This window comes from Rhodococcus sp. 06-462-5, assembly GCF_002258315.1.
GTDB lineage: Bacteria > Actinomycetota > Actinomycetes > Mycobacteriales > Mycobacteriaceae > Rhodococcoides.
This window is the reverse complement of the sequence record NZ_NOYD01000001.1, coordinates 322,139-342,913: the sequence shown is the minus strand read 5'-3', so window position 1 is coordinate 342,913 and position 20,775 is coordinate 322,139. Positions and strand designations below refer to the sequence as shown.

Sequence of the window (20,775 nt, the reverse complement as noted above, 5' to 3'; positions counted from 1 at the left end):
CATGACCATCGTGCTCGGAGAAAACCAGTACGGCAAAGCCGAATGCAGACTCGTCCGCATCGACCGCGAGACTCCTCGCCACCGCATCACCGACGTCAGTGTCACCTCGCAGCTGCGCGGCGACCTCGAGGCCGTCCACACCGAGGGGGACAACGCCCACGTCGTCGCGACCGACACCCAGAAGAACACCGTGTACGCCTTCGCCCGCGACGGCATCGGGGCGATCGAGAACTTCGCTCTGCGCCTCGGCGCGCACTTCACCGACAGCTTCGACTGGATCACCGGCGGTCGCTGGGAGATCGAGCAGTACTCCTGGTCGCGAATCGCTGACGGTGAAGACGGATACGACCACTCGTTCGTCAAGGCCGGCGACGAGAAGCGGAACACGATCGTCACGATCGACGGCGAAAACATCTCCATCGTCTCCGGAATCAGCGACCTCGTGGTGCTGAACTCGACAGCATCCGAGTTCTGGGGTTATCCGAAGGACCGCTACACCACGCTGAAGGAGACCACGGACCGGATACTGGCGACGTCGGTCAGCGCCCGCTGGCGGTACCTCACCACCGAGCTCGACTTCGACAAGACCTTCGACGACGTCCGCTCGATCATGCTCGACGCCTTCGCCTCGACTCACTCTCTTGCGTTGCAGCAGAGCCTGTTCCAGATGGGCAAGCAGGTTCTCGAGGTACACCCGGAGATCGGTGAGATCAAGTTCTCGATGCCCAACATCCATCACTTCCTCGTCGACCTCGAGCCGTTCGGGCTCGACAACCCCGGTGAGGTCTTCTATGTCGCGGATCGCCCCTACGGTCTGATCGAGGCCACGGTGCAGCGCGACGACGCCCCGGACGCAGGCCGCGCCTGGGATACCGTGCCCGGATTCTGCTAGGAGCGAGCCGACATGAAGCTGACGAAACGCGCGTCGACCAAGACCCATGCGCCGCACGACCCCGCCCGTCCCGAGGACGAGCGGTTGTCGATCGGCAGGTCGTATCTCTACGGATTGCAGCACATCCTGACGATGTACGGCGGAGTCATCGCACCACCTCTGATCGTCGGTGGTGCAGCGGGGCTGACCGGCACCGAGATCGCACTGTTGGTCTCGGCCGCGTTGTTCGTCAGCGGAGCGGCCACCTTGCTGCAGACCCTGGGGGTGCCGTACTTCGGCGCAAAGCTCCCTCTGGTGCAGGGCATTTCGTTCGCCTCGGTGTCGACGATGGTGGCCATCGCAAGTGGGCCGGGCGGTTTGAACTCCGTGTTCGGAGCCATCATCGCCGCCGGTGCCATCGGCATCCTCATCACCCCGTTCTTCAGCAAGATCGTTCGCTTCTTCCCACCGGTGGTCACCGGCACGATCATCACCGTCATCGGCATCTCGCTTCTGCCCGTTGCGGTTCGGTGGGCGATGGGCGGTGATCAACAGGCCACCGACTGGGGTTCGATGTCCAACATCGGTCTCGCGGCCTTCAGCCTCGTGGTGGTTCTGCTCGTCAGCCGACTGGTGCAGGGCACACTCTCGCGGCTGTCGATCCTCATCGGCATCATCGTCGGCACGGTGTTCGCGGTCCTGATAGGCAAGGCCGACTTCTCCGGTGTCGGCGACGGTGCCATCTTCAGCCTCCCCGAGCCGTTCGCGTTCGGAGCACCGACCTTCCAGATCGCGGCGATCCTGTCGATGGTCGTCGTCATCCTGGTCATCATGACCGAGACCACCGCGGACATCCTGGCCGTCGGCGAGATAGTCGGCACCGACGTCGATGCCCGACGCGTCGGCGACGGGTTGCGCGCGGACATGGTGGCCACCACGATCGCTCCCGTGTTCGGCACCTTCCCCGCCAGTGCCTTCGCCCAGAATGTCGGCCTGGTGGCGGTCACCGGAATCAAGAGTCGCTACGTCGTCGCGGCCGGCGGCTCGGTGCTGTTGTTCCTCGGACTCTTTCCCATCCTCGGACTGGTCGTCGCATCGGTTCCGTTGCCGGTACTCGGCGGCGCGGGCATCGTGCTGTTCGGCTCGGTGGCCGCCAGCGGCATCAGGACGCTGTCCAAGGTGGAGTTCGACGGCAATCTCAACCTCGTGATCGTGGCCGTCGCCATCGGCTTCGGCGTCATCCCCATCGCGGTGCCAGGCTTCTACGCAGCGTTCCCCGATTGGGTCCACGTGGTACTCGACTCGGGCATCAGCGCCGCGAGCATCGTCGCCGTCCTGCTGAACATCGCCTTCAACGTCGTCACGATCGGCCAGAAACCCTCACCGTCGGTGGTGACCGCTGCGCCGCCGGTGGCGACGCGGCATCACCAGTAGTGTTCTATCGAGATCGGTAGAAGCTACGAGCATGCGAGGTGGGACTGTGGCGGCAGGTGGCGGGGTGCAGTCCGTGGAGCGTGCATTCGAGTTGCTCGACATCATGGCCGCCTCGGGCGGATCCATCGGGATCAGCGAACTCGCCGAGGGTACCGATCTGCCGATGCCGACCGTGCATCGACTGATCGGGACCCTCGTCTCGCTCGGCTACGTCAGGCGGCTGCCGTCCCGTCGATATGCGTTGGGCACCAAACTTATTCGCCTGGGTGACAGCGCGAGCAAACTGATCGGCGGATGGGCGAAGCCGTACCTGGCCGAGCTGGTCCGGATCACGCACGAGACGTCCAACATGGCGTTCCTCGAAGACGACATGGCGGTCTATGTCGCGCAGGTGCCGTCCGAACACGCCATGCGGATGTTCAACGAGGTCGGACAGCGGGTTCTGCCGCACTCCACCGGCGTCGGAAAAGCTCTCCTCGCTCAGTTGGACGACGACGCCGTCCGCGCGATCGTCGGCCGACTCGGCATGGCCCCACGCACCGTCAACACCATCACCACTCTGGACGCATTACTCGAAGATCTTGCGGTGATTCGCCAACGCGGCTACGCCATCGACGACGGCGAGCAGGAGGTGGGAGTGCGCTGCTTCGCCGTACCGGTGATCGGTGCACCCACGCTGACGGCGATGTCCATCGCCGGACCCACCGCGCGAGTCACGCTCGAATCGGCCGAACAGTTCGTACCCCTGCTGATCTCGGCGGCCGAGCGACTGGCCAAAGATCTCGCGGGCAACAACCCCGCACCCTAATCTTTCAGGATTCGCGCATCGCGAGCGAAGGACTCGACCTGCTCGGTGAGCCACACGTGAGCCGGTACCGCGCCGCCGAGCAGTTCGCGAGCCAACGACGGGGAATCCCCGATCGGCACATCGCTGCCCGCGATGATGATGTTGCCGTAGCGCCTGCCCTTGAGCATCGCCGGATCGGCGACGATCGCCAGGTGCGGAAAGACACTGCGAAGAGTCGCCGCCTCCTGCTTCGCGAGCGAAAGATCGCGTCGATCACCGCAATTGACGACGTACATGCCGCCGGGCGTGAGGACGCGTCGAACATGCTCGGTGAACTCGGCGGTCAGTAGCGGGGCCGGAGTGACCGCTCCGGCGAACACATCTCGCACGATCAGGTCGCGGCTGTTCTCGCTCAAGGTCTCGGTGACCGCCCGCGCCTCACCGACGCGGATACGCAGCAGCGGTGCTCGCGGGAGGTCGAACCATTCGCGTACCAACTCCGAGAGCTTTCCGTCGAGTTCCACGACCACCTGACGTGCCCCCGGATATTCCGCGGTGAACGAACGCGCGAGCGTGCACGCCCCGCCCCCGAGGTGCAGCGCCCGCAGCGGGAAGGTCGAATCCCACTGCGCGCGAACCAGTCCGGATATCCAGCGCATGTACTCGAATTCGAGAACGGTGGGGTCGTTCATGTCGATGTGCGAACTCGGGACGTCGTTGACGTTGACGACCCAGCCGTCGTCGGAGAAGGCGTCACGAACCAGTTCACATGTGCCCGAATCGATCTCGAACACTCCGGGTTGCAGAGAGCCGGCCGGTGCCGACGCGCGCTTCCTACCCATTCGCAGGCCCCTCGAGCCGAAAGTCCTCGAAATCGAATCCCGGAGTGACGGTGCAGCTGACCAAGCTCGGCTCGTCGCCCACCGGACGCGCCCGCTGCCACACCGACGGCGGCACGATCTGCTGCGGCGAGTCCGGTCCGACCAGCAGCGAGGTCACGGTTCCCGGATCGTCCCCTGCGCCGCCGAGGTCGAGCTGCACCGGACTACCGCGGTGATACAGCCACATCTCGGTGCCGCGGACGGTGTGCCACGCCGACTGCTGGCCGGGCATGAGCAGGAACAGGATTGCCGTGCCTGCCGCGCGGGGACCGGGATAGCCGTCGGGCAGGAACTCCTGTGGGATGGTGACCTCGCTGCGCCAGGTCTCGCGAAACCAACCACCCTCCGGGTGGGGTGCAAGGTCCAGGCTCTGAGCCCAGTCGGGCAGCGACGTCATGGACGCAACCCTAATCCGTGGCGATCTGAACCCGGAACTTGTCGCGTCCGGTGTGCAGGTTCCACAGTTGTTCGGCGAGAGCCTCGGGGCTCTTCCTCGGGTCGCTACCGTCGATGGCACCACCGATGATCAACTGCGACACCTGGATTCCCTCCTCGGCCAGTTCCTCGTTGAGCAGCTGCGCGTAGGCGGCCTGGCCTGCGAACGCGATGGACGTACCGGTGACGGTACGACCGGGCTTCACCGCAGAGCCGCCGTTGACGAACAGGATCGTGCCCTTGTTCTCGCCGAGAAATCGCATGCCCGGCAGCACCTGGTGCACGGCGGCAATGGGCCCGTAGATGGAGAACTCGACCGGGCCGACCATGTCGGCCGGGGTGGTCTCGAGCACGGGCCGCATGAAGTCCTTCTGCGGAAGTGGGCTGTACTGCAGCACCTCGATGGGTCCGAGCGTTTCGGTGACCTGCTCGAGCGCTGCGGCGATCGAGGCCGGGTCACGTACGTCGGCGACGAAGCCCTTCGCGGCGATACCGTCGGCAGCGAGCTGATCGGCCAGGGAGTCCACGCGGGCCTGGTTGCGGGAGATGAGGCCGACCGAGAAACCCTGCGCGCCGAACTTGCGCGCCACCGCTGCTCCGAGACCTGCACCTGCTCCGACAATTGCTATGGAAGTCATGTCCTGTGCAAGGAACGTCCGTCCTCGACTATTCCGACGACCGACTCGAGCAGGGCTTCCGCACTCTCGTGCAACGCCGTGACATCTCCGGTCCAGCCGAGCACGCGCAGTGCTGCCGCGGCGATTCCGGCGGCATCGGCTGTGGGGTCGCTGCGACCGTTCTCACGATCGGCTCTTGCGTTCACCACGGTCTCCACCAGGCGAAACGGCAGGTCCTCCGTCCCCGGTCGGCGTGGGGAGCCCAGTTGGTCCAGCGTGTCCGACGCGATGGCCGCATACAGACCCATCAGCGTGTAGCGATGGTCGCGGAAAGTCTCGAAGCGTTCGCTGCGTAGCTCGGGCAGCAGGTACAGCGCGCCCAGATTCCAGGTGGACGCACCGAGTTGGCCGGAATCGAAGTAGGCGAGTGCGTACATCTGGGTCGCAGCCTCGGCCTGCGAGTCTCGAATGTGCTGCGCGACGGCCAGCGGCGCGTCGACCGTTCCGCTGAGCAGTGCGTCCAGGATGTCGTCCTTGGTCGCGAAGTGGTGATACAGCGAGGCCTGACGCAATCCGACGGCCTCGGCGATGACGCGAGTCGAGGTGTTGGTGAATCCGCGAGTGGTGAAGAGCTCGGCCGAGGCGTCGAGTATCTCCTCGCGAGCGGTGTCACCGGGCCGCTTCTTCGTGCTCAGCCTTGGCCTGCCTGCTCCGGTCATGACTGCATCTTGTCAGCTCGATATGACGGTGAGATTTCTGTCATCTGATCGAAATAGACGAAACGAGCTTGTTGCACGACGGTCACCGCCCGGGAACGACGGTGCCGAAAACTATCAACTGACAGAAACCCGCCTCGGTGATGCAGCGGGGTCACTCATCCACCCACCTCGCCCGTAGGAGATCACATGAGCTCGACCACACTGCCCGCGTCGGGTCAGGGGTCCGAATCACCCGCCACCTCGGATCATTCGGATCTGGCCGCCCTGGGTTACGACCAGCAGCTGCATCGCAGCCTCGGTAAGTACGCGTCCTTCGCGGCCGGCTTCTCGTTCGTCTCGATCCTCACCACCATCTTCCAGCTCTTCGGCCTCGGCTTCAGCTTCGGCGGCCCGGCCTTCTTCCTCACCTGGCCGCTGGTATTCCTCGGGCAGTTCATGGTGGCCCTGAACTTCGCCGAACTCGCTGCCCGCTATCCCATCTCGGGTGCGATCTACCACTGGTCGCGGCGCATGGGCGGCGAGCTGGTCGGGTGGTTCGCGGGTTGGTTCATGATCATCGCCCAGATCGTCACCGCCTCGGCGGCCGCGATCGCACTGCAGGTGGTACTCCCCAGCATCTGGGGCGGATTCCAGCTGATCGGCGAGGACACCGCACTCACCTCACCGAGCGGTGCCGCCAATGCCGTTGTGCTGGGATCGATTCTGCTGGTGCTCACCACCACCATCAACTGCATCGGCGTGAACTGGATGTCGCGGATCAACAGCATCGGCGTCACCTGCGAGATCGTCGGAGTCATCGCCCTGGTACTGGTGTTCTTCACCCACGCCGAGCGTGGACCGCAGGTGGTGTTCGATACCGGAAGTGCCGGAGCCGATCCCGGCTACATCGGGGCCTGGATCGTCTCGGGCCTGATGGCCGCCTACGTCATGGTCGGCTTCGGCTCGGCAGGCGAACTCGCCGAGGAGACCCGCAATCCCCGACGCGTCGCGCCCCGCACCATCCGCCTGGCACTGTCCGCATCGGCACTGGGCGGCGGCCTGATGATCGTCGGCGCTCTGATGGCCGCACCCAGCCTGACCGACGGTCAGCTTGCGACACAGGGGCTTCCGTACGTCATCGACTCGATCCTCACCTCGCCGTGGGGCAAGGTTCTACTGGTCGACGTCGCGATTGCCGTGTTCATCTGCACCCTCGCCATCCAGACCGCGGCATCGCGGCTGATGTTCTCCATGGCCCGCGACGGACGACTGCCCGCCTCCGCGGCTCTCGCGAAGGTCAACTCGCGCACCGGAACTCCCATCGCACCGTCGGTGCTGATCGGTCTGGCCTGCGTAGCGATCCTGGCCGTCAACGTCGGCAACTCCGCGATCTTCACCACGCTGTCCAGCGTCTGCATCGTGCTGATCTACCTCGCCTACATGATGGTCACCGTCCCGCTGCTGATCCAGCGGCTCAAGGGATGGCCGCACGGCGGAGTACAGAAAGATGCCGACGGGGACAAGCTCTTCACCCTCGGCCGACTCGGCCTGCCCGTCAACATCGCAGCGGTCCTGTACGGCGGATTGATGGTGATCAACCTGTCATGGCCGCGCGCCGAGATCTTCGACCCCACCGGAGAATTCCCCATCCTGCGATGGGCCGCACCGCTGACCGTCCTCGCCGTGATCGTCGTCGGCATCGCCTGCCTTCCCCGCGGCAAAGCCCACCCCAAGCCCGTCACGATCGGAGCCTGAGCCACCATGAGCACAGCAACCACCCACTCTGCCAAGGAACACGCACGTTCCCAGGCCACCGTCGCTCCGGCACCCACTGCACCGGAGGGCATCTCGGAGCTCACCTGGGCCGAATCGGTGCCCGGCGGCAGCTACACCACCAAGGTCCTCGCACGTGGAACCCGGCTACGTCTCGTCGACGTCGACGGTGATGCCTGCGCCAACATCCTGCTCTACCGCGCCGACGCACCGTGGGAACGGCTCAACACCGCCGACACCGTCAAGGTGCCGTGGCAGGCCTACCTGAGCTCGGGCCATCCCCTGCTCTCGGACCAGGGCCGCGTGCTGGCCACCCTCGTCGACGACACCTCCGGCCGCCACGACGCACTGTGCGGCACCACCTCCACCGCCACCAATGTCGCCAAATACGGAGTCAGCGGACCACATTCGTCGGCTCCGGCCGGTCGGGAACTGTTCACCCTCGCCGCAGCCAAGCACGGACTCGAACCACGCGACGTCGCACCGTCCCTGTCGTTCTTTCACGGCGTGAGAGTCGACGCCGACGGCGCTCTGATCAGCACCGGATCCGCAGGAGCGGGAAAGCACGTGGATCTGCTGATCCACCTGCCGGTGATCGTGTTGCTGGCCAACACCGCTCACCCACTCGACCCGAGGTCCGAATTCCCCACGACCGCTCTCGACGTACTGGCGTGGCGAGCACCGGAAGAGCTACTCACTCTCGGCAATACCGAACCGGAATACCTGCGCGCAGTGCAGAACACCGAGGACGCATGGAAGGCAGCACAGTGACCACAGGAACAGTGAGCAGCACACTCGAGACCACGATCGTTCGCGACGAGATCGCCCCCGCATTCGGCCCCTGGTCCGCCGTCGTCGAGGCGGGTGACGTACTGACCATCGTCGATCTGTACGGCAATCAGGCCGTCGACACCCTGATGTACGGCGCGCACGACCACTCGATCCGATATTCCGCCCCCGCAACCGTCAGCGCGCAGCAGAACCTCTTTCTCACCACCGGAACCGTGCTGCGGAGCGATGATTCGACGCCGATCATGACGATCGTCGACGACGAGGTCGGAAACCACGACACCGTCGGCGGTGCGTGCTCCAAGGAATCGAACACCCTCCGCTACGGCCACCACACGCAGCATCAGCACGCGTGCGTCGAGAACTTCCTCATCGAGGGATCCAAGTGGGGACTCGGCAAACGAGACCTGGTGCCCAACATCAACTTCTTCATGAACGTCCCCGTCGACGCCGACGGCACCCTCGGCATCGTCGACGGTCTCTCGGCTCCCGGCAAGAAGCTGTCGTTGCGTGCCGAGATCGACACGCTGGTGCTGGTGTCCAACTGCCCGCAGATCAACAACCCCTGCAACGGATTCGACCCCACCGCGGTGCGCATGATCGTGACGCGCGCATGACCGGAGCGAACCTCACAGCCGCCAAGATGACGGTCCAGCGGCCCGGGATGCTCACCACGGTGCAGGACTGGCCCGGACGCGTCGGCTACTGGAAGGTCGGCGTACCACCGTCGGGACCGATGGACGACCTGTCGTTCCGGCTCGGCAACGTCGCGCTCGGCAATCCCGAGGGTGCACCGGGGCTGGAATCCACCATGGCCGGGCCGGCATTGACGTTCGATGCCGACACCTACGTCTGCGTCACCGGTGCCGCGGTGCCGGTGCGCATCGACGGCCGAGCGGCTCCGCAGTGGAAACCCGTACTGGTGCCCGCCGGTGCCCTACTCGATGTCGGTACCACCACCGGGTCGGGGCTGCGGGTCTACGTTCTGATTCAGGGCAGCCTCCACGTCGACGACTACCTCGGTAGCGCAGCAACGTTCACGCTCGGTAAGTTCGGTGGACATCGCGGCGGCGTGCTCGGTGAGGGCGACGTCGTCGGACTGGCGGGCCGCTCCGACAACGCCGCAGTCCTCGGTCCGATTCCCATGGAACACCTGCCGGTGCTGACGTCGAAATGGGACATCGCCGTCACCGAGGGTCCACACGGCGCACCGGAGTTCTTCACCCGCGAGGACATCGACACCCTCTACGCCACCCGCTACGAGGTGCACTTCAACTCCGACCGCACCGGGGTCCGGCTGATCGGACCGAAGCCGCAGTGGGCTCGGCCCGACGGCGGCGAGGCCGGACTGCACCCGTCGAACATCCACGACAACGCCTACAGCGTCGGGGCGTTGGACTTCACCGGCGACACCCCGATCCTGCTCGGACCCGACGGGCCGAGCCTGGGCGGATTCGTCTGCCCTGTCACCGTTGTCGCGGCCGAGCGGTGGAAGCTCGGCCAGCTACGACCGGGCGACACCATCCGTTTCGTTCCTGTGAAGGCCGCGTCCACCGCGCCGCTGGGATCACTCGGTCTCGCTCGCCGCGCGTCTCTGCCCGCGGTGTTCTCCGCAGGCGGCGACGGTGACGACGGCGTCATCGCTCGACGCGACGCCGACACGTGCGTCACCTACCGCCGCTCGGGCGACGACAACGTGCTGGTCGAGTACGGCGACATGAAGCTCGATCTGGCCCTGCGGGCCCGAGTGCACGCCCTACACCAGCGCGTCGAAGCACTCGCGCCCCGCGGGTTGGTGGACCTGACCCCGGGAATTCGCTCGCTACAGGTGAAGGTGAATCCCGATGTGCTGTCCATCGATTCGTTGATGGGTCTGCTATCGGAGGTCGAGGACGATCTGCCCGCGGCCTCGGAACTCGTGGTGCCCAGCCGCCAGGTTCGGCTGCCACTGTCGTGGGACGACCCCTCGACCCGCGAGGCGATACAGCGATACATGCACGGCGTGCGCGCCGACGCCCCGTGGTGTCCCTGGAACATCGAGTTCATCCGGCGCATGAACGGACTCGACTCGGTGGCAGAGGTGTTCGACACCGTCTTCGCTGCCGACTACATGGTTCTCGGACTCGGTGACGTGTACCTGGGCGCACCGGTGGCGACCCCGTTGGATCCGCGGCACCGACTGGTGACGACCAAGTACAACCCGGCGCGCACGTGGACGCCGGAGAACGCCGTCGGCATCGGCGGAGCGTACCTGTGCATCTACGGCATGGAGGGTCCTGGCGGATACCAGTTCGTGGGTCGAACCACGCAGGTGTGGAACCACAGTGCCGCCTACAGCGGCGGCCCGTTCGAGGAGGGCACCCCGTGGTTGCTTCGCTTCTTCGACCGAATCTCCTGGTACCCGGTCGAACCCGAGGAACTGATGGACCTGCGCGCAGATCTGGCGGCCGGTCGCGGTGGCGGAGTGCAGATCACCGACGGTGAGTTCTCCCTCGCCGAGCACGAGAACTTCCTGGACACCAACGCGGACTCCATCGCCGAGTTCCGCGCGACGCAGGCCGTCGCCTTCGGTGCCGAACGCGACGCGTGGTCGGCAGCGGGCGAATTCGACAAGACGAAGGGCAAGACCGATGCAGCCTGAGGTACGGGACCGAGTTCTGCAGGCCTACAAACGGATCGCCGAGGTGGATCGCCCCGAGGTTTGGATCACCCTGCGCGACGAGGACGACGTGCTGGCCGAGGCCGTCGCCCTCGACGAGGCGCTCGCAGCCGGTGCTGATCTGCCGCTCGCCGGTGTGCTCGTCGCAGTCAAGGACAACATCGACGTCTCGGGTCTGCCCACCACCGCGGCCTGCCCCGAGTTCGCCTACACCCCCGACGTGTCCGCTGTCGCCGTCGAGCGACTGACGAGCCAGGGCGCACTGGTGTTGGGCAAGACCAATCTCGACCAGTTCGCCACCGGACTGGTCGGGACCCGCAGCCCCTACGGCGCGGTGCGCTGCGCCTGGGATCCGACACTGATCTCGGGAGGCTCGAGTTCCGGTTCCGCCGTCGCGGTCGCACTGGGCATCGCGGACATCGGAATCGGCACCGATACAGCAGGTTCGGGTCGAGTACCCGCAGCCTTCCACGGGCTGGTCGGCATCAAGGCCACGCTGGGTATCGTGCCGAACACCGGCGTCGTGCCCGCCTGCGCCGACTACGATTGCGTCACCGTTCTCGCGCGCGATCTCGACAGTGCCACTGCAGCAATGAAAGTCATGACCGGACCTACTTCTACCGATCCACGCAGTCGGGCCTGGCCGGCCGACGTACGGCTCGCCGCATCCCTGCAGCCCCGCGTCGCCATCCCCCGAGCCGAAGATCTGACGTCGATGAGCCCGGCGTACCGTCGGGCATTCGAGGAGACGGTGGCCGGCCTGGCCGACAAGGGTATTGCCCACGCCGAGGTCGACATCTCCACGCTGCTCGACGCGGCAACACTGCTGTACGACGGAGCAATTGTGGCGCAACGCTATTCGGCCGTCGGAGAGTTTCTCGACACCGCGCCTGCCGGTGCCGATCCCACGGTGTCCGCGATCGTCCGATCGGCGTCGGGACCGTCCGCGCACCGGTACGTGGACGACGTCGATGCGCTCGCCAGGGCCGAGACTTCGGCCCTGGCACTGCTGAACAGTTTCGACGGTCTGCTGTTGCCCACCACCACCGAGCATCCGAGCATCGCTGCGGTGCAGTCGGATCCGGTCGGCATCAATCGACGCCTCGGCACGTTCACCAACTTCTGCAACCTGCTCGACATGGCCGCGGTGGCCGTTCCCGGAGCCCCGACGCCGGACGGCAATCCGTTCGGGGTCATGGTCGTGGTGCCGGCATTCGAGGATCAGATCGCGATCGACCTGGCTGCACAGTTGAGCGGCGTCGCGTCACCGTCGTTGATCGACGACGGTATCGAGGTGTTGGCCGTCGGTGCGCATCTGCGCGGCTTTCCGGTGCATCACCAGTTGACCGATCGCGGTGCCCGGTTCAGCGGCGAGGTGACGACCACGGCGGACTACCGGCTGGTCGATCTGCACACCACCCCGCCCAAGCCCGGTCTCGTGCGGCGCGCCGGCGACGGCGCTCCCATCTCGGGAGAGTTGTATCGCATGTCCGCAGCCGCGCTCGGGACCTTCCTCGCAGGATTGCCCGCGCCGATGGGCCTGGGCCCGGTCGAATTGTCCGACGGCCGCTGGGTCACCGGATTCTGCTGCGCGCACGACGCAGCCGAGAACGGAACCGACATCACCGAATTCGGCGGCTGGCGCGCATACAGAGCTCAAGCCGGGACCGGTTTGCCGCCGTCGGTCGCCACCCGCACGGCGAGCAGTCCGAGCACCGTGCCCATGACGTAGCGCTGCACCCTCAGCCACGTGGGGCGAACGGCGAGGAACTGCGCGATCGATCCGGCGAGCACCACGATCGCCAGGTTGACCGCTACGGCCACAGCGATCTGCACGCCGCCGAGCGTGAATCCCTGCAGCAGAAGGTGTCCGGCCGCAGGATCGACGAACTGCGGGATGACCGAGATGTACATGATCGCGATCTTCGGGTTCAACAGGTTGGTCACCAACCCCATGGTGAACAGCCGCCGAGTCGAATCCTGTTGCAGCTCGGTCGGTTCGAAGGCCGACACCGTGCCACGGAGCGCCTGCACAGCCAACCAGGCGAGGTACGCGGCGCCGGCGAGCTTGACCACCGTGTACAGCGCAGGCACCGCGGTGAACACCGCTGCCAGGCCGAGATTGGTGGCGGTGAGATAGACCAGGAATCCGACTGCGACGCCGGCCAACGACACCAGTCCCGCCCGTCGGCCCTGCGAAATACTGCGCGAGACAAGGTAGATCATGTTGGGGCCCGGCGTCAGAACCAACGCGAGAGCCACTGCGAACACTCCGAGAGCTGCGGAATACGACACCATGCGGACAACACTTCACCTCGACCTACCCATACGAGAAGAGCCAGTTACGGTGTCGTGGTCTCTATCCGGCACGCACGACAGTGGCCACCCCGTCGGCGATCGCTGCCATCCCGGCCGCCGTCGGGTGCAACGGTGCCGCAGGATTCTGCGGGACGACCCCCTCGAAGTACCGCTGATCGGGAGCGACACACACGTCGTGGCCGACACTCAACGGCTCGGTGTCGACGAACTCCGCGCCGTGCTCGTTCGCCTGCGTGCGTAGGGCGTCGTTCATGGCGGTGATGCTGCCCTGGATGTAATCGGCGTCCTCGGGCAGCATCGGCTGGGTGGGGAAGCAGCCGCCGTCCGGCAGATAGGTGCCGTACCCGACCACCAGGATCCGCGCGTCGGGCGCACGTTCGGCCACCGCGTCGAGCATCGCTCCCCAGCTCGGTGCACTGTCCGCGATGGCCGCGGCCACGGTGTCGACGCCGCCTGCGGTGAGACGGTCCCTGCAGACGTTGGTGGCCGAGGTGTCCGCGAACGTCAGGCATTGCACGGCCGTCGAGACCAGCCCGATGTCGTTACCACCGATCGTGACGGTCACCAGATCGGTCTCGGGCGTCAGCGCGTCGAGCTGCACCGGTACCTCGCCGCTGGACGTGCCCTGCGGAGTGGAGACGATGTTCTCGGTGACGGCACCCGAGCAGGTGACGTCGACGAAGGAGCCCACGGCCAATTCCTCGGCGAGCACGTGCGGATAGTTGGCGTCGGACTGCTGACAACCCGGTGCGCCGACCTGGTCGGGGATTCGCGGGCCCGATGCGGCCGAATCACCCAACGCGACGTAGTTCAGCGGAACGGCCGGATCGGACGACACAGCGGGCGCTTCCGCCGATCCAGCCGGGGCTTCCGATACCGAAGAGTCCGACGAACAGCCCGCCAGTACGCAGGCCGACACAGCAAGACCGACGACAATTCCCTGGCTCCTCACAGCTTCGACGCTACAGCTGCCGGTAATCTCGACCGGGTTGTCCGGGACATCCAGTCCATCGCATCGAACAGAGGAATTACATGATCACCGCGTTCATCAACCAGATCCTCAGCGGCTTCGGCTCCATTTCCGCTGGTAGCAGCGGCTTCGAGCTGGCACCGGGAACGCTGCCCTTCGGGCTGTAGAGACCACCGGAACGCTCGCCCGCGCGGGGCCGACGATTGCTTCGGCTCCGCGCGGGTACCCCCGGGTCATGACTACCCAGAACAACGACGCGAAGAAGAACGAGAACACGGCCCCCGACGCGAAGCCGGACGTGACGTCCGATCCGGCCGCAGCGGCAGAGGACAACGATTGGTCCAGCGAAGGCGGAGCCGTCGAAACCGGTCCCGCGACCGATGACGAGCGAACCGCCGGCAACTAGCCGATCAGACGGCGGGGAGCGGCCCGCAGCGTGCGGACGTCGCCGTCGGCGACGATGTGTTCGACCGTCTCACCTCGGGTGCGCATCGACTCGTCGACGGCGAAGTTCACGCGAGCATCGCCGAGCCAATCGACGCCGACGACGATCCCCACGGTTCCCTTCGGGATTCCGCTACGCCATCGCACGTGGCCCAGATTGCGGACCGTGATCACGGTCTCTCCGATCTCGAAGTGCCCCATACGCCCCCCCGGCTCGATTCTTACCGACCAGTAGACCTCGAGTGAACCCCCTGTTCAAGCGGTAGATCCGCGCTTACAGCGACCACTGACAGCCTCGACGCCAATCGGCACGTTCACAATCCGGCGATGTGCCGATTCTGGGCGATCGATTGCGTCGTGCGGTATTTTTCGCTTCCACTATTTGCTGTTCTGGCAATGTTTCTTGCCAATGTTCAGCCTCTGTCGGACACTCTCCACATGACTACAGACACCGATCGACACACACCGGTCGACGCGATCATCGTCGGCGGCGGAGTTGCCGGACTCAGTGCCGCCGTGGCTCTCGGCCGTTCTCGACGATCCGTTGCGATCATCGACGCGGGCGATCCCCGCAACGCCCCGGCAGCGCATTCCCACAACTACCTCACCCGCGATGGGGAATCACCTCTCGAGCTGGTTCGACTCGGCCGAGACGAGGCGCGGCACTACGGCGCGCGCATCGTCGAGGGCGTCGCGACGTCCGCGCGTCGAACCGACACCGGGTTCGAGGTGAGTCTCGCCGACGGTTCCGTCGTCCACGGCCGCCGCCTCCTGGTCACCACCGGCCTCACCGATGAACTGCCCGACATACCGGGCCTCGCCGACCGGTGGGGACGCGACGTGTTGCACTGCCCGTACTGCCACGGCTGGGAGGTGCGCGATCGCAGGATCGGCATCATCGGCAGCGCCATGGTCGGGCACCAGGCACAGATGTGGCGTCAGCTCAGCGAGCACGTCACGGTGTTCGCCTACACGGCAACGGAATTGGCCGAGGCAGATCTCGAGCGACTTGCCGCCCGTGGCATCGAGGTGGTCGACGAGGAGATCGCTCGGGTCGATGTCGACAACGACGCCATCGTCGGAGTGACACTCTCGAGCGGCACGCAGATCCGGCTGGACGCACTGGTCGTGGGCCCCAACTTCACCTCCCGCGCAGACATCCTGGTGTCGCTCGGGATCGGCACGACCGAGATGATCATGAACGATCATGTCCTCGGCACGTACGTCGAGGCCGATCCCGTCGGTGCCACATCGGTGCCCGGCGTGTGGGTTGCAGGCAACGTGGCCGCGCCGATGGACACCGTCGTGGCGGCGTCCGCGGCCGGAGTCAAGGCAGGTGCCGCGATCAACGGTGACCTGATCGAGGAAGAGGTACGCATCGCCGTCGAACGAGCGAAGGCCATCGCTTCCTAGCTACCCAGGGCCAGCTCCAGCACCTTCTTCGATCCCGCGTCGAACGGGATGAGGGCGGGCAGCGGATCCGCCGGTTCCGGTAGCGTCGCGGCCACTGCCGTGCGGATCCGTTCGGGCGCGAGCCCCTGAGCGCCCAGCAGTTTCACGGCTACCGCCTCGGGTTCACCGAGCAGGCCGAGAATCAGGTGCCCGGTCGTGATTCGGTCGTTGGCGGCGGCCCGCGCCTCGTTCTGCGCACCGACCACCACGTTGCGAGCCCTCGGGGTGAAGCGCGAGAAACCCTGATTGGCATCGAGAGTTGACGACCCTCGTCCGTCGACCTCCGGTTGACGATGCTGTGCCGTCACAACATCTGTTGAAGTTCCTCGCCCGCCAGGTCTGACTTCGTACCCGTACGCACTGCGCAAAGACGTATATTCACCCATGAAGGCGTCGAGAACAGCCATGCGAACGCCACGCGCGAGAAGGAAGTAGGTCCTTCGATGAACACGAAGGTCGCTGCGCCCTTCGCCGTGCCTACCAAACGGACCGCCGGTCTGGTGGCAGTGGTCGTCGTCGCGAGTACCGTCTTCGTTCTCGGCGACGCCGGAGTGCGGGCCGGTGTCCTGGCGACCGTCGCCGTCGGTTCGGTACTGGCCATCAGCGCCGCGATCCGTAGGTACCGTCCCGACGACTCTCGATGCTGGTGGGCACTGTTCGGTGCCTCCGTGCTGTTCATGTTCGGGGTCTCGCTGCGCAGCGATCCCACCGCACTGAGTCATTCGTTCCCGCTGCTGCCGGATCTGTTCACACTGACCGGGTACGCACTCGTCGGATACGCACTGTCGCGGTGGATCCGAGATCGGCAGTCGATCGACGACATCACTCCACTCGTCGACGCAGGCCTGATCTTCCTCGGCACCCTGTTCCTGTCGTGGTTGCTGTTCATCTCCCCGGCCCTCGAATCTCCTCGTTCGTCGGCATCGACGGTGGTCAACGGGTTGTATCCGGCGATCGACGCAGCGCTGATCACCCTGACCACCTACCTGCTGTTCTCGTCCAAGCCCCGCACCGCTGCGCTGCAGTGGGCCCTGATCGCACTCGTCGCAACGCTCGTCGGCGACGTCTCGTACGCCTTCGCTGCCACCACCGACGACGCACCGTCCTCGGGATTGCTCGACGGCATCTACCTGTTCGCGTATCTCTCCCTGGCGATGGCCGCTCTCGATCCGTCGATGCGTACCGTCTCGCAGCGGCAGACTCCTGCACCGGCGCACAGCAGCCGCCGCGTCGTGTTCGTGGTGACGCTGCTGGTCGTCTGCGCCACGGTGCCGCTGCTGGGCTCGGCCGTGTCCACCGGAGATCTGATCGTCCGGTCCCTGTTGCTCGCATCGATCCTGGTGGGCGCATTCCTACGCGGCGAGCGCGCGCTGACCCGAGTGCAGGTCGGCGAGGAGCACGCGAAATACCTGGCCGCTCACGACCTGTTGACCGGCCTACCGAACCGCACGATGCTCGACGAGGAATTCACCCGGCTCGAGCGCACCCAGACTCCGGGACGCACGTGCGTCCTGTTCGTCGACCTCGACAACTTCAAGATGGTCAACGACTCGTACGGCCACCGCGTCGGGGACGAACTCATCGTGGCCGCAGCGGGACGCATCCGCGCCGCAGTCGGGGCCGCCGACACAGTGGTTCGGTACGCCGGTGACGAGTTCGTCGTGCTGACCCGCCGCGATCGCGGCGGAGCAGAAGCGCTGGCTCGCCGCATCATCGATCGGACCAACGACCCGTTCCCCCTGAGCGCCGCAACGGCGTACGTCACGGCATCGGTGGGGATCGCAGACGCGGACCGATTGCACGACGCCATCCGCGAGGCCGACACCGCGATGTATCACGCCAAATCTCTCGGCGCGGCGCGCTACGCGTTCTTCGACGAGTCCCTTCGTGCGCGAGCGACGTCCGCGATCGAGACCGCCACCGCATTGCGCGGCGCGATCAGACGCGGCGAGCTCGAGGTGTACTACCAGCCGATCATCGAGACCGCCTCGCGCACCACCGTCGTCTACGAGGCACTCGTGCGCTGGAACTGGCAGGGGCGAGTGCGTACCCCCAACGAGTTCATCCCGATCGCCGAATCGACCAATCTCATCAAGGAGATCGGCGAATGGGTGCTGCGCACCTCGATCTCCGATCTGGTGACACTGCGTTCCAACGGGCAGAAAGTCACCATGTCGGTGAACGTCTCCCCGTTGCAGCTGCGAGACGATTCGTTGCCGGTCATCGTCGCGCGACTGCTCGACACGTACGGCCTCCACGGAGCAGATCTGGCACTCGAGATCACCGAGAGCGTCCTGATCGACGACATGGGCACGGCGAAGAGCGTTCTCGATCGACTCGCCGCGATGGGGGTGCTCATCGTTCTCGACGACTTCGGTATCGGCTACTCCTCGCTGAGCAGGCTGCGTGCGATGCCGATCGCACTGCTCAAGATCGACAAGTCCTTCGTCCACGAGATCGGCAGTTCGGAATCGGACACTCAGCTGATTCGCGCCATCGTCGCCATGGCGTCGGCGCTGCCGGTGGCCACGGTGGCCGAGGGCGTCGAGACCGAAGAGCAGGCTGCGATCATCGAGGCTCTCGAATGCCGCTTCGCGCAGGGCTTTCTGTTCGGTAGACCTGCACCCGTCGCACACTGGCTGCTCGAATCTGCCGAGACCCGTCCCGGCAGGTGAGTCGGATGTTAGCGTCGGGCGGTGTCTGCAATCGGAGTGCACCGCTCGACTGTCCTTGCCTGTGCCCTGCTGCTGGTGCCGCTCGCCGCGTGCAGTAGCGGCGAGAGCACCGATCCCGACTCCGCGGCCGAGAACAGCTGTGTCCTCGGTGCCAGCGGCGGCACCCCGGTAAGCGCGACGCCGAGCGCGAGTTCGGGCGACATCTCCACCAATCCCGAAGTGGCGACCGGGTATCGATCGAACATGAGCCCGGTGGAGACGCCCTCGTACTCCGTCTCGACGGCCAACCCCGTCTCCACCGAGGCCGCGTGTGCGGTCCTGCGCGACGGCGGCACCGCGGCCGACGCCCTGATCGTGGCGCAGACCGTACTCGGCCTCGTCGAGCCGCAGTCCTCGGGCATCGGCGGCGGAGCCTTCCTGATGTACTACGACGCAGCAACCGGTGAAGTGCAGAGCTACGACGGCCGCGAGACCGCCCCGATGAGTGCCACCGGGGACTACCTGCGGTACATCGACGACGTCAATCGCACTCTGCCGCAGCCCGATGCCCGCTCCAGTGGACGGTCGGTCGGCGTTCCTGGAGTGCTGCGCATGCTCGAGCAAGCCCACGACGATCACGGGACCAAGCCGTGGGGCGAACTGTTCCAGCCCGCAATCGGTCTCGCCGACAACGGGATCGAGATCAGCCCGCGCATGGCGTCCTCCATTGCCGACTCGGCACCGAAGCTCGCCCTCGATCCCGCGTCCAAGGAGTACTTCCTGCAGCCGGACGGCACCGGCAAGCCGGCCGGGACGGTTCTGAACAACCCGGCGATGTCGAAGACGCTGTCCGCCATCGCAACCGACGGTGCCGATGCCTTCTACACCGGTGACATCGCGCAGGCCATCGTCGATGCGACCGCCGACACCACCGCAGGCCGCACCCCCGGGCAGATCACGCTGGAGGATCTGGCCGCGTACGAGCCCAGGACCCGCACGGCCGTGTGCACCGAGTACCGCGACCACGACATCTGCGGTATGCCCGGCCCGTCCTCGGGCGGTATCGCGGTGGCGTCGGCGATGGGGATCCTGTCGAACTTCGATCTCACGCAGTACGCGCCGACGGGAATGGACGCCAACGGCGGAACCCCGACGGCCGAGGGTGTGCACCTGATCGCCGAGGCCGAGCGCCTCGCCTACGCCGATCGTGACAAGTACGTCGCCGATCCTGACTTCGTTCCCCTGCCCGGTGGGTCGCCCGATGCACTGCTCGATCCCGAATACCTCAGCGAGCGAGCAGGACTGATCGACGAGAGCAGGTCGATGGGCACGGCGCAGCCCGGCGACTTCGGCCCGGTGCAGTTCGCCTCGTCCACCGATCCCGAGTACGGCACCAGCCACATCTCCGTCGTCGACAGTGAGGGCAACGCGGCCTCGATGACGACGACCGTCGAGTCGGCCTTCGGCTCGTTCCATATGGTCGACGGCTTCTTGCTCAACAATCAGCTCACCGACTTCTCGGCATCTCCGGTGGCCGAGGACGGTACTCCGGTGGCCAATCGCGTCGAGCCGGGCAAGCGTCCGCGCAGCTCGATGGCTCCGACGCTGGTCTTCGACCGCGACGACGACGGTGCACGCGGTGATCTGGTGCTCGTCGCCGGTTCACCCGGTGGTTCGGTGATCATCCAGTTCGTCGTCAAAACACTGGTGGGACTGCTCGATTGGGGCATGGATCCGCAGCAGGCGGTATCGATGGTCGACTTCGGTGCGGCCAACACACCGTCGACCAACTACGGCGGCGAACACCCCAACGTCTCGGGTGAGAACGATCCCGTTGTGGTGAAACTCCGCGAGATGGGCCACCAGGTGTCGGTCGCAGATCAGTCCAGTGGACTGAGCGCGCTACAGCGAACCGACGGCGGCTGGATCGGTGGAGCCGACCCCCGCCGCGAGGGTGAGGTGCTCGGCGGATAGGTGCGAGCGCGGGTAGCG

Annotated in this window: 20 protein-coding genes; 12 read left to right on the top strand and 8 right to left on the bottom strand. The window is 65.9% G+C overall.

What is annotated here, in order from left to right:
* The first annotated feature begins 1 nt into the window (after position 1).
* The 3 genes from pucL to CH251_RS01695 are packed head-to-tail and all read left to right on the top strand — an operon-like array spanning position 2 to position 3,113.
* Positions 2–892, top strand: coding sequence for a factor-independent urate hydroxylase (gene pucL / locus CH251_RS01705; RefSeq protein ID WP_094611517.1), 891 nt, complete (start codon positions 2–4; stop codon positions 890–892).
* 12 nt (positions 893–904) lie between these two features.
* A complete protein-coding gene (locus tag CH251_RS01700) occupies positions 905–2,305 on the top strand; it encodes a nucleobase:cation symporter-2 family protein (RefSeq protein ID WP_094611516.1) in 1,401 nt (466 codons plus the stop codon).
* Between the two features lie 31 nt (positions 2,306–2,336).
* Complete coding sequence (locus CH251_RS01695; protein WP_045197588.1) at positions 2,337–3,113, top strand: IclR family transcriptional regulator; 777 nt, start codon at positions 2,337–2,339, stop codon at positions 3,111–3,113.
* On the opposite strand, the gene CH251_RS01690 is transcribed toward CH251_RS01695, so the two are convergent.
* From CH251_RS01690 to CH251_RS01675, 4 genes are read right to left on the bottom strand one after another with little or no spacing between them, the layout of a single operon-like run.
* Positions 3,110–3,934 (bottom strand): spermidine synthase, encoded by an 825-nt coding sequence (locus CH251_RS01690; protein ID WP_094611515.1) that lies wholly within the window; start codon positions 3,932–3,934, stop codon positions 3,110–3,112. The two genes, CH251_RS01695 and CH251_RS01690, sit on opposite strands and share 4 nt — an antisense overlap.
* Positions 3,927–4,370: a cupin domain-containing protein gene (locus CH251_RS01685; RefSeq protein ID WP_094611514.1), complete on the bottom strand. Its 444-nt coding sequence runs from the start codon at positions 4,368–4,370 to the stop codon at positions 3,927–3,929. The genes CH251_RS01690 and CH251_RS01685 overlap by 8 nt, the downstream gene beginning before the upstream one ends.
* A 10-nt stretch (positions 4,371–4,380) precedes the next feature.
* Positions 4,381–5,046, bottom strand: a complete 666-nt coding sequence (locus CH251_RS01680) for an SDR family NAD(P)-dependent oxidoreductase (RefSeq protein WP_094611513.1) — start codon at positions 5,044–5,046, stop codon at positions 4,381–4,383.
* Positions 5,043–5,744, bottom strand: a complete 702-nt coding sequence (locus CH251_RS01675; RefSeq protein ID WP_094611512.1) for a TetR/AcrR family transcriptional regulator — start codon at positions 5,742–5,744, stop codon at positions 5,043–5,045. The genes CH251_RS01680 and CH251_RS01675 overlap by 4 nt, the downstream gene beginning before the upstream one ends.
* 186 nt (positions 5,745–5,930) lie before the next feature.
* Between CH251_RS01675 and CH251_RS01670 the strand changes: the two genes are divergently transcribed.
* Genes CH251_RS01670 through atzF form a run of 5 tightly spaced genes read left to right on the top strand, consistent with a single transcriptional unit; the run spans position 5,931 to position 12,676 of the window.
* Positions 5,931–7,478 (top strand): amino acid permease, encoded by a 1,548-nt coding sequence (locus tag CH251_RS01670; protein ID WP_094611511.1) that lies wholly within the window; start codon positions 5,931–5,933, stop codon positions 7,476–7,478.
* A gap of 6 nt (positions 7,479–7,484) precedes the next feature.
* Positions 7,485–8,267 (top strand): urea amidolyase associated protein UAAP1, encoded by a 783-nt coding sequence (locus CH251_RS01665; RefSeq protein WP_094611510.1) that lies wholly within the window; start codon positions 7,485–7,487, stop codon positions 8,265–8,267.
* An 11-nt stretch (positions 8,268–8,278) separates the two neighbouring features.
* A complete protein-coding gene (locus tag CH251_RS01660; protein WP_094611666.1) occupies positions 8,279–8,902 on the top strand; it encodes an urea amidolyase associated protein UAAP2 in 624 nt (207 codons plus the stop codon).
* A complete protein-coding gene (locus CH251_RS01655; RefSeq protein ID WP_094611509.1) occupies positions 8,899–10,926 on the top strand; it encodes a 5-oxoprolinase/urea amidolyase family protein in 2,028 nt (675 codons plus the stop codon). The genes CH251_RS01660 and CH251_RS01655 overlap by 4 nt, the downstream gene beginning before the upstream one ends.
* Positions 10,916–12,676, top strand: coding sequence for an allophanate hydrolase (atzF, locus tag CH251_RS01650; RefSeq protein WP_094611508.1), 1,761 nt, complete (start codon positions 10,916–10,918; stop codon positions 12,674–12,676). Before CH251_RS01655 ends, atzF begins: the two co-directional genes overlap by 11 nt.
* Here atzF and CH251_RS01645 read toward each other — a convergent pair.
* On the bottom strand, positions 12,601–13,242 hold the full coding sequence (locus CH251_RS01645) for a LysE family translocator (protein ID WP_094611507.1): 642 nt from the start codon (positions 13,240–13,242) through the stop codon (positions 12,601–12,603). The two genes, atzF and CH251_RS01645, sit on opposite strands and share 76 nt — an antisense overlap.
* A 61-nt stretch (positions 13,243–13,303) precedes the next feature.
* Positions 13,304–14,215, bottom strand: coding sequence for an SGNH/GDSL hydrolase family protein (locus CH251_RS01640; RefSeq protein ID WP_256978748.1), 912 nt, complete (start codon positions 14,213–14,215; stop codon positions 13,304–13,306).
* 253 nt (positions 14,216–14,468) lie between these two features.
* Between CH251_RS01640 and CH251_RS27330 the strand changes: the two genes are divergently transcribed.
* On the top strand, positions 14,469–14,639 hold the full coding sequence (locus CH251_RS27330) for a hypothetical protein (RefSeq protein ID WP_179273682.1): 171 nt from the start codon (positions 14,469–14,471) through the stop codon (positions 14,637–14,639).
* Here the strand turns inward: CH251_RS27330 and CH251_RS01635 are convergent.
* Entirely contained in the window at positions 14,636–14,878 is a 243-nt protein-coding gene (locus CH251_RS01635) for a hypothetical protein (RefSeq protein ID WP_052049922.1), read from the bottom strand. The two genes, CH251_RS27330 and CH251_RS01635, sit on opposite strands and share 4 nt — an antisense overlap.
* 237 nt (positions 14,879–15,115) lie before the next feature.
* Between CH251_RS01635 and CH251_RS01630 the strand changes: the two genes are divergently transcribed.
* Positions 15,116–16,090, top strand: a complete 975-nt coding sequence (locus CH251_RS01630; RefSeq protein ID WP_094611664.1) for an NAD(P)/FAD-dependent oxidoreductase — start codon at positions 15,116–15,118, stop codon at positions 16,088–16,090.
* Here the strand turns inward: CH251_RS01630 and CH251_RS01625 are convergent.
* Entirely contained in the window at positions 16,087–16,437 is a 351-nt protein-coding gene (locus CH251_RS01625) for a Clp protease N-terminal domain-containing protein (RefSeq protein WP_256978747.1), read from the bottom strand. The genes CH251_RS01630 and CH251_RS01625 overlap by 4 nt on opposite strands.
* Before the next feature lie 135 nt (positions 16,438–16,572).
* On the opposite strand from CH251_RS01625, the gene CH251_RS01620 reads away from it, so the two are divergent.
* Positions 16,573–18,804 (top strand): bifunctional diguanylate cyclase/phosphodiesterase, encoded by a 2,232-nt coding sequence (locus CH251_RS01620; RefSeq protein WP_094611505.1) that lies wholly within the window; start codon positions 16,573–16,575, stop codon positions 18,802–18,804.
* Between the two features lie 21 nt (positions 18,805–18,825).
* The gene (gene ggt, locus CH251_RS01615) at positions 18,826–20,757 is read left to right on the top strand and encodes a gamma-glutamyltransferase (RefSeq protein ID WP_094611504.1); all 1,932 of its coding nucleotides are present in this window, start codon (positions 18,826–18,828) and stop codon (positions 20,755–20,757) included.
* Positions 20,758–20,775 lie beyond the last annotated feature (18 nt).

Bases quoted from the DNA above. Each gene is read 5' to 3' on its own strand.
- pucL (WP_094611517.1), top strand. From the start codon at position 2: ATGACCATCGTGCTCGGAGAAAACCAGTACGGCAAAGCCGAATGCAGA.
- CH251_RS01700 (WP_094611516.1), top strand. From the start codon at position 905: ATGAAGCTGACGAAACGCGCGTCGACCAAGACCCATGCGCCGCACGAC.
- CH251_RS01695 (WP_045197588.1), top strand. From the start codon at position 2,337: ATGCGAGGTGGGACTGTGGCGGCAGGTGGCGGGGTGCAGTCCGTGGAG.
- CH251_RS01690 (WP_094611515.1), bottom strand. From the start codon at position 3,934: ATGGGTAGGAAGCGCGCGTCGGCACCGGCCGGCTCTCTGCAACCCGGA.
- CH251_RS01685 (WP_094611514.1), bottom strand. From the start codon at position 4,370: ATGACGTCGCTGCCCGACTGGGCTCAGAGCCTGGACCTTGCACCCCAC.
- CH251_RS01680 (WP_094611513.1), bottom strand. From the start codon at position 5,046: ATGACTTCCATAGCAATTGTCGGAGCAGGTGCAGGTCTCGGAGCAGCG.
- CH251_RS01675 (WP_094611512.1), bottom strand. From the start codon at position 5,744: ATGACCGGAGCAGGCAGGCCAAGGCTGAGCACGAAGAAGCGGCCCGGT.
- CH251_RS01670 (WP_094611511.1), top strand. From the start codon at position 5,931: ATGAGCTCGACCACACTGCCCGCGTCGGGTCAGGGGTCCGAATCACCC.
- CH251_RS01665 (WP_094611510.1), top strand. From the start codon at position 7,485: ATGAGCACAGCAACCACCCACTCTGCCAAGGAACACGCACGTTCCCAG.
- CH251_RS01655 (WP_094611509.1), top strand. From the start codon at position 8,899: ATGACCGGAGCGAACCTCACAGCCGCCAAGATGACGGTCCAGCGGCCC.
- atzF (WP_094611508.1), top strand. From the start codon at position 10,916: ATGCAGCCTGAGGTACGGGACCGAGTTCTGCAGGCCTACAAACGGATC.
- CH251_RS01645 (WP_094611507.1), bottom strand. From the start codon at position 13,242: ATGGTGTCGTATTCCGCAGCTCTCGGAGTGTTCGCAGTGGCTCTCGCG.
- CH251_RS27330 (WP_179273682.1), top strand. From the start codon at position 14,469: ATGACTACCCAGAACAACGACGCGAAGAAGAACGAGAACACGGCCCCC.
- CH251_RS01635 (WP_052049922.1), bottom strand. From the start codon at position 14,878: ATGGGGCACTTCGAGATCGGAGAGACCGTGATCACGGTCCGCAATCTG.
- CH251_RS01630 (WP_094611664.1), top strand. From the start codon at position 15,116: ATGACTACAGACACCGATCGACACACACCGGTCGACGCGATCATCGTC.
- CH251_RS01620 (WP_094611505.1), top strand. From the start codon at position 16,573: ATGAACACGAAGGTCGCTGCGCCCTTCGCCGTGCCTACCAAACGGACC.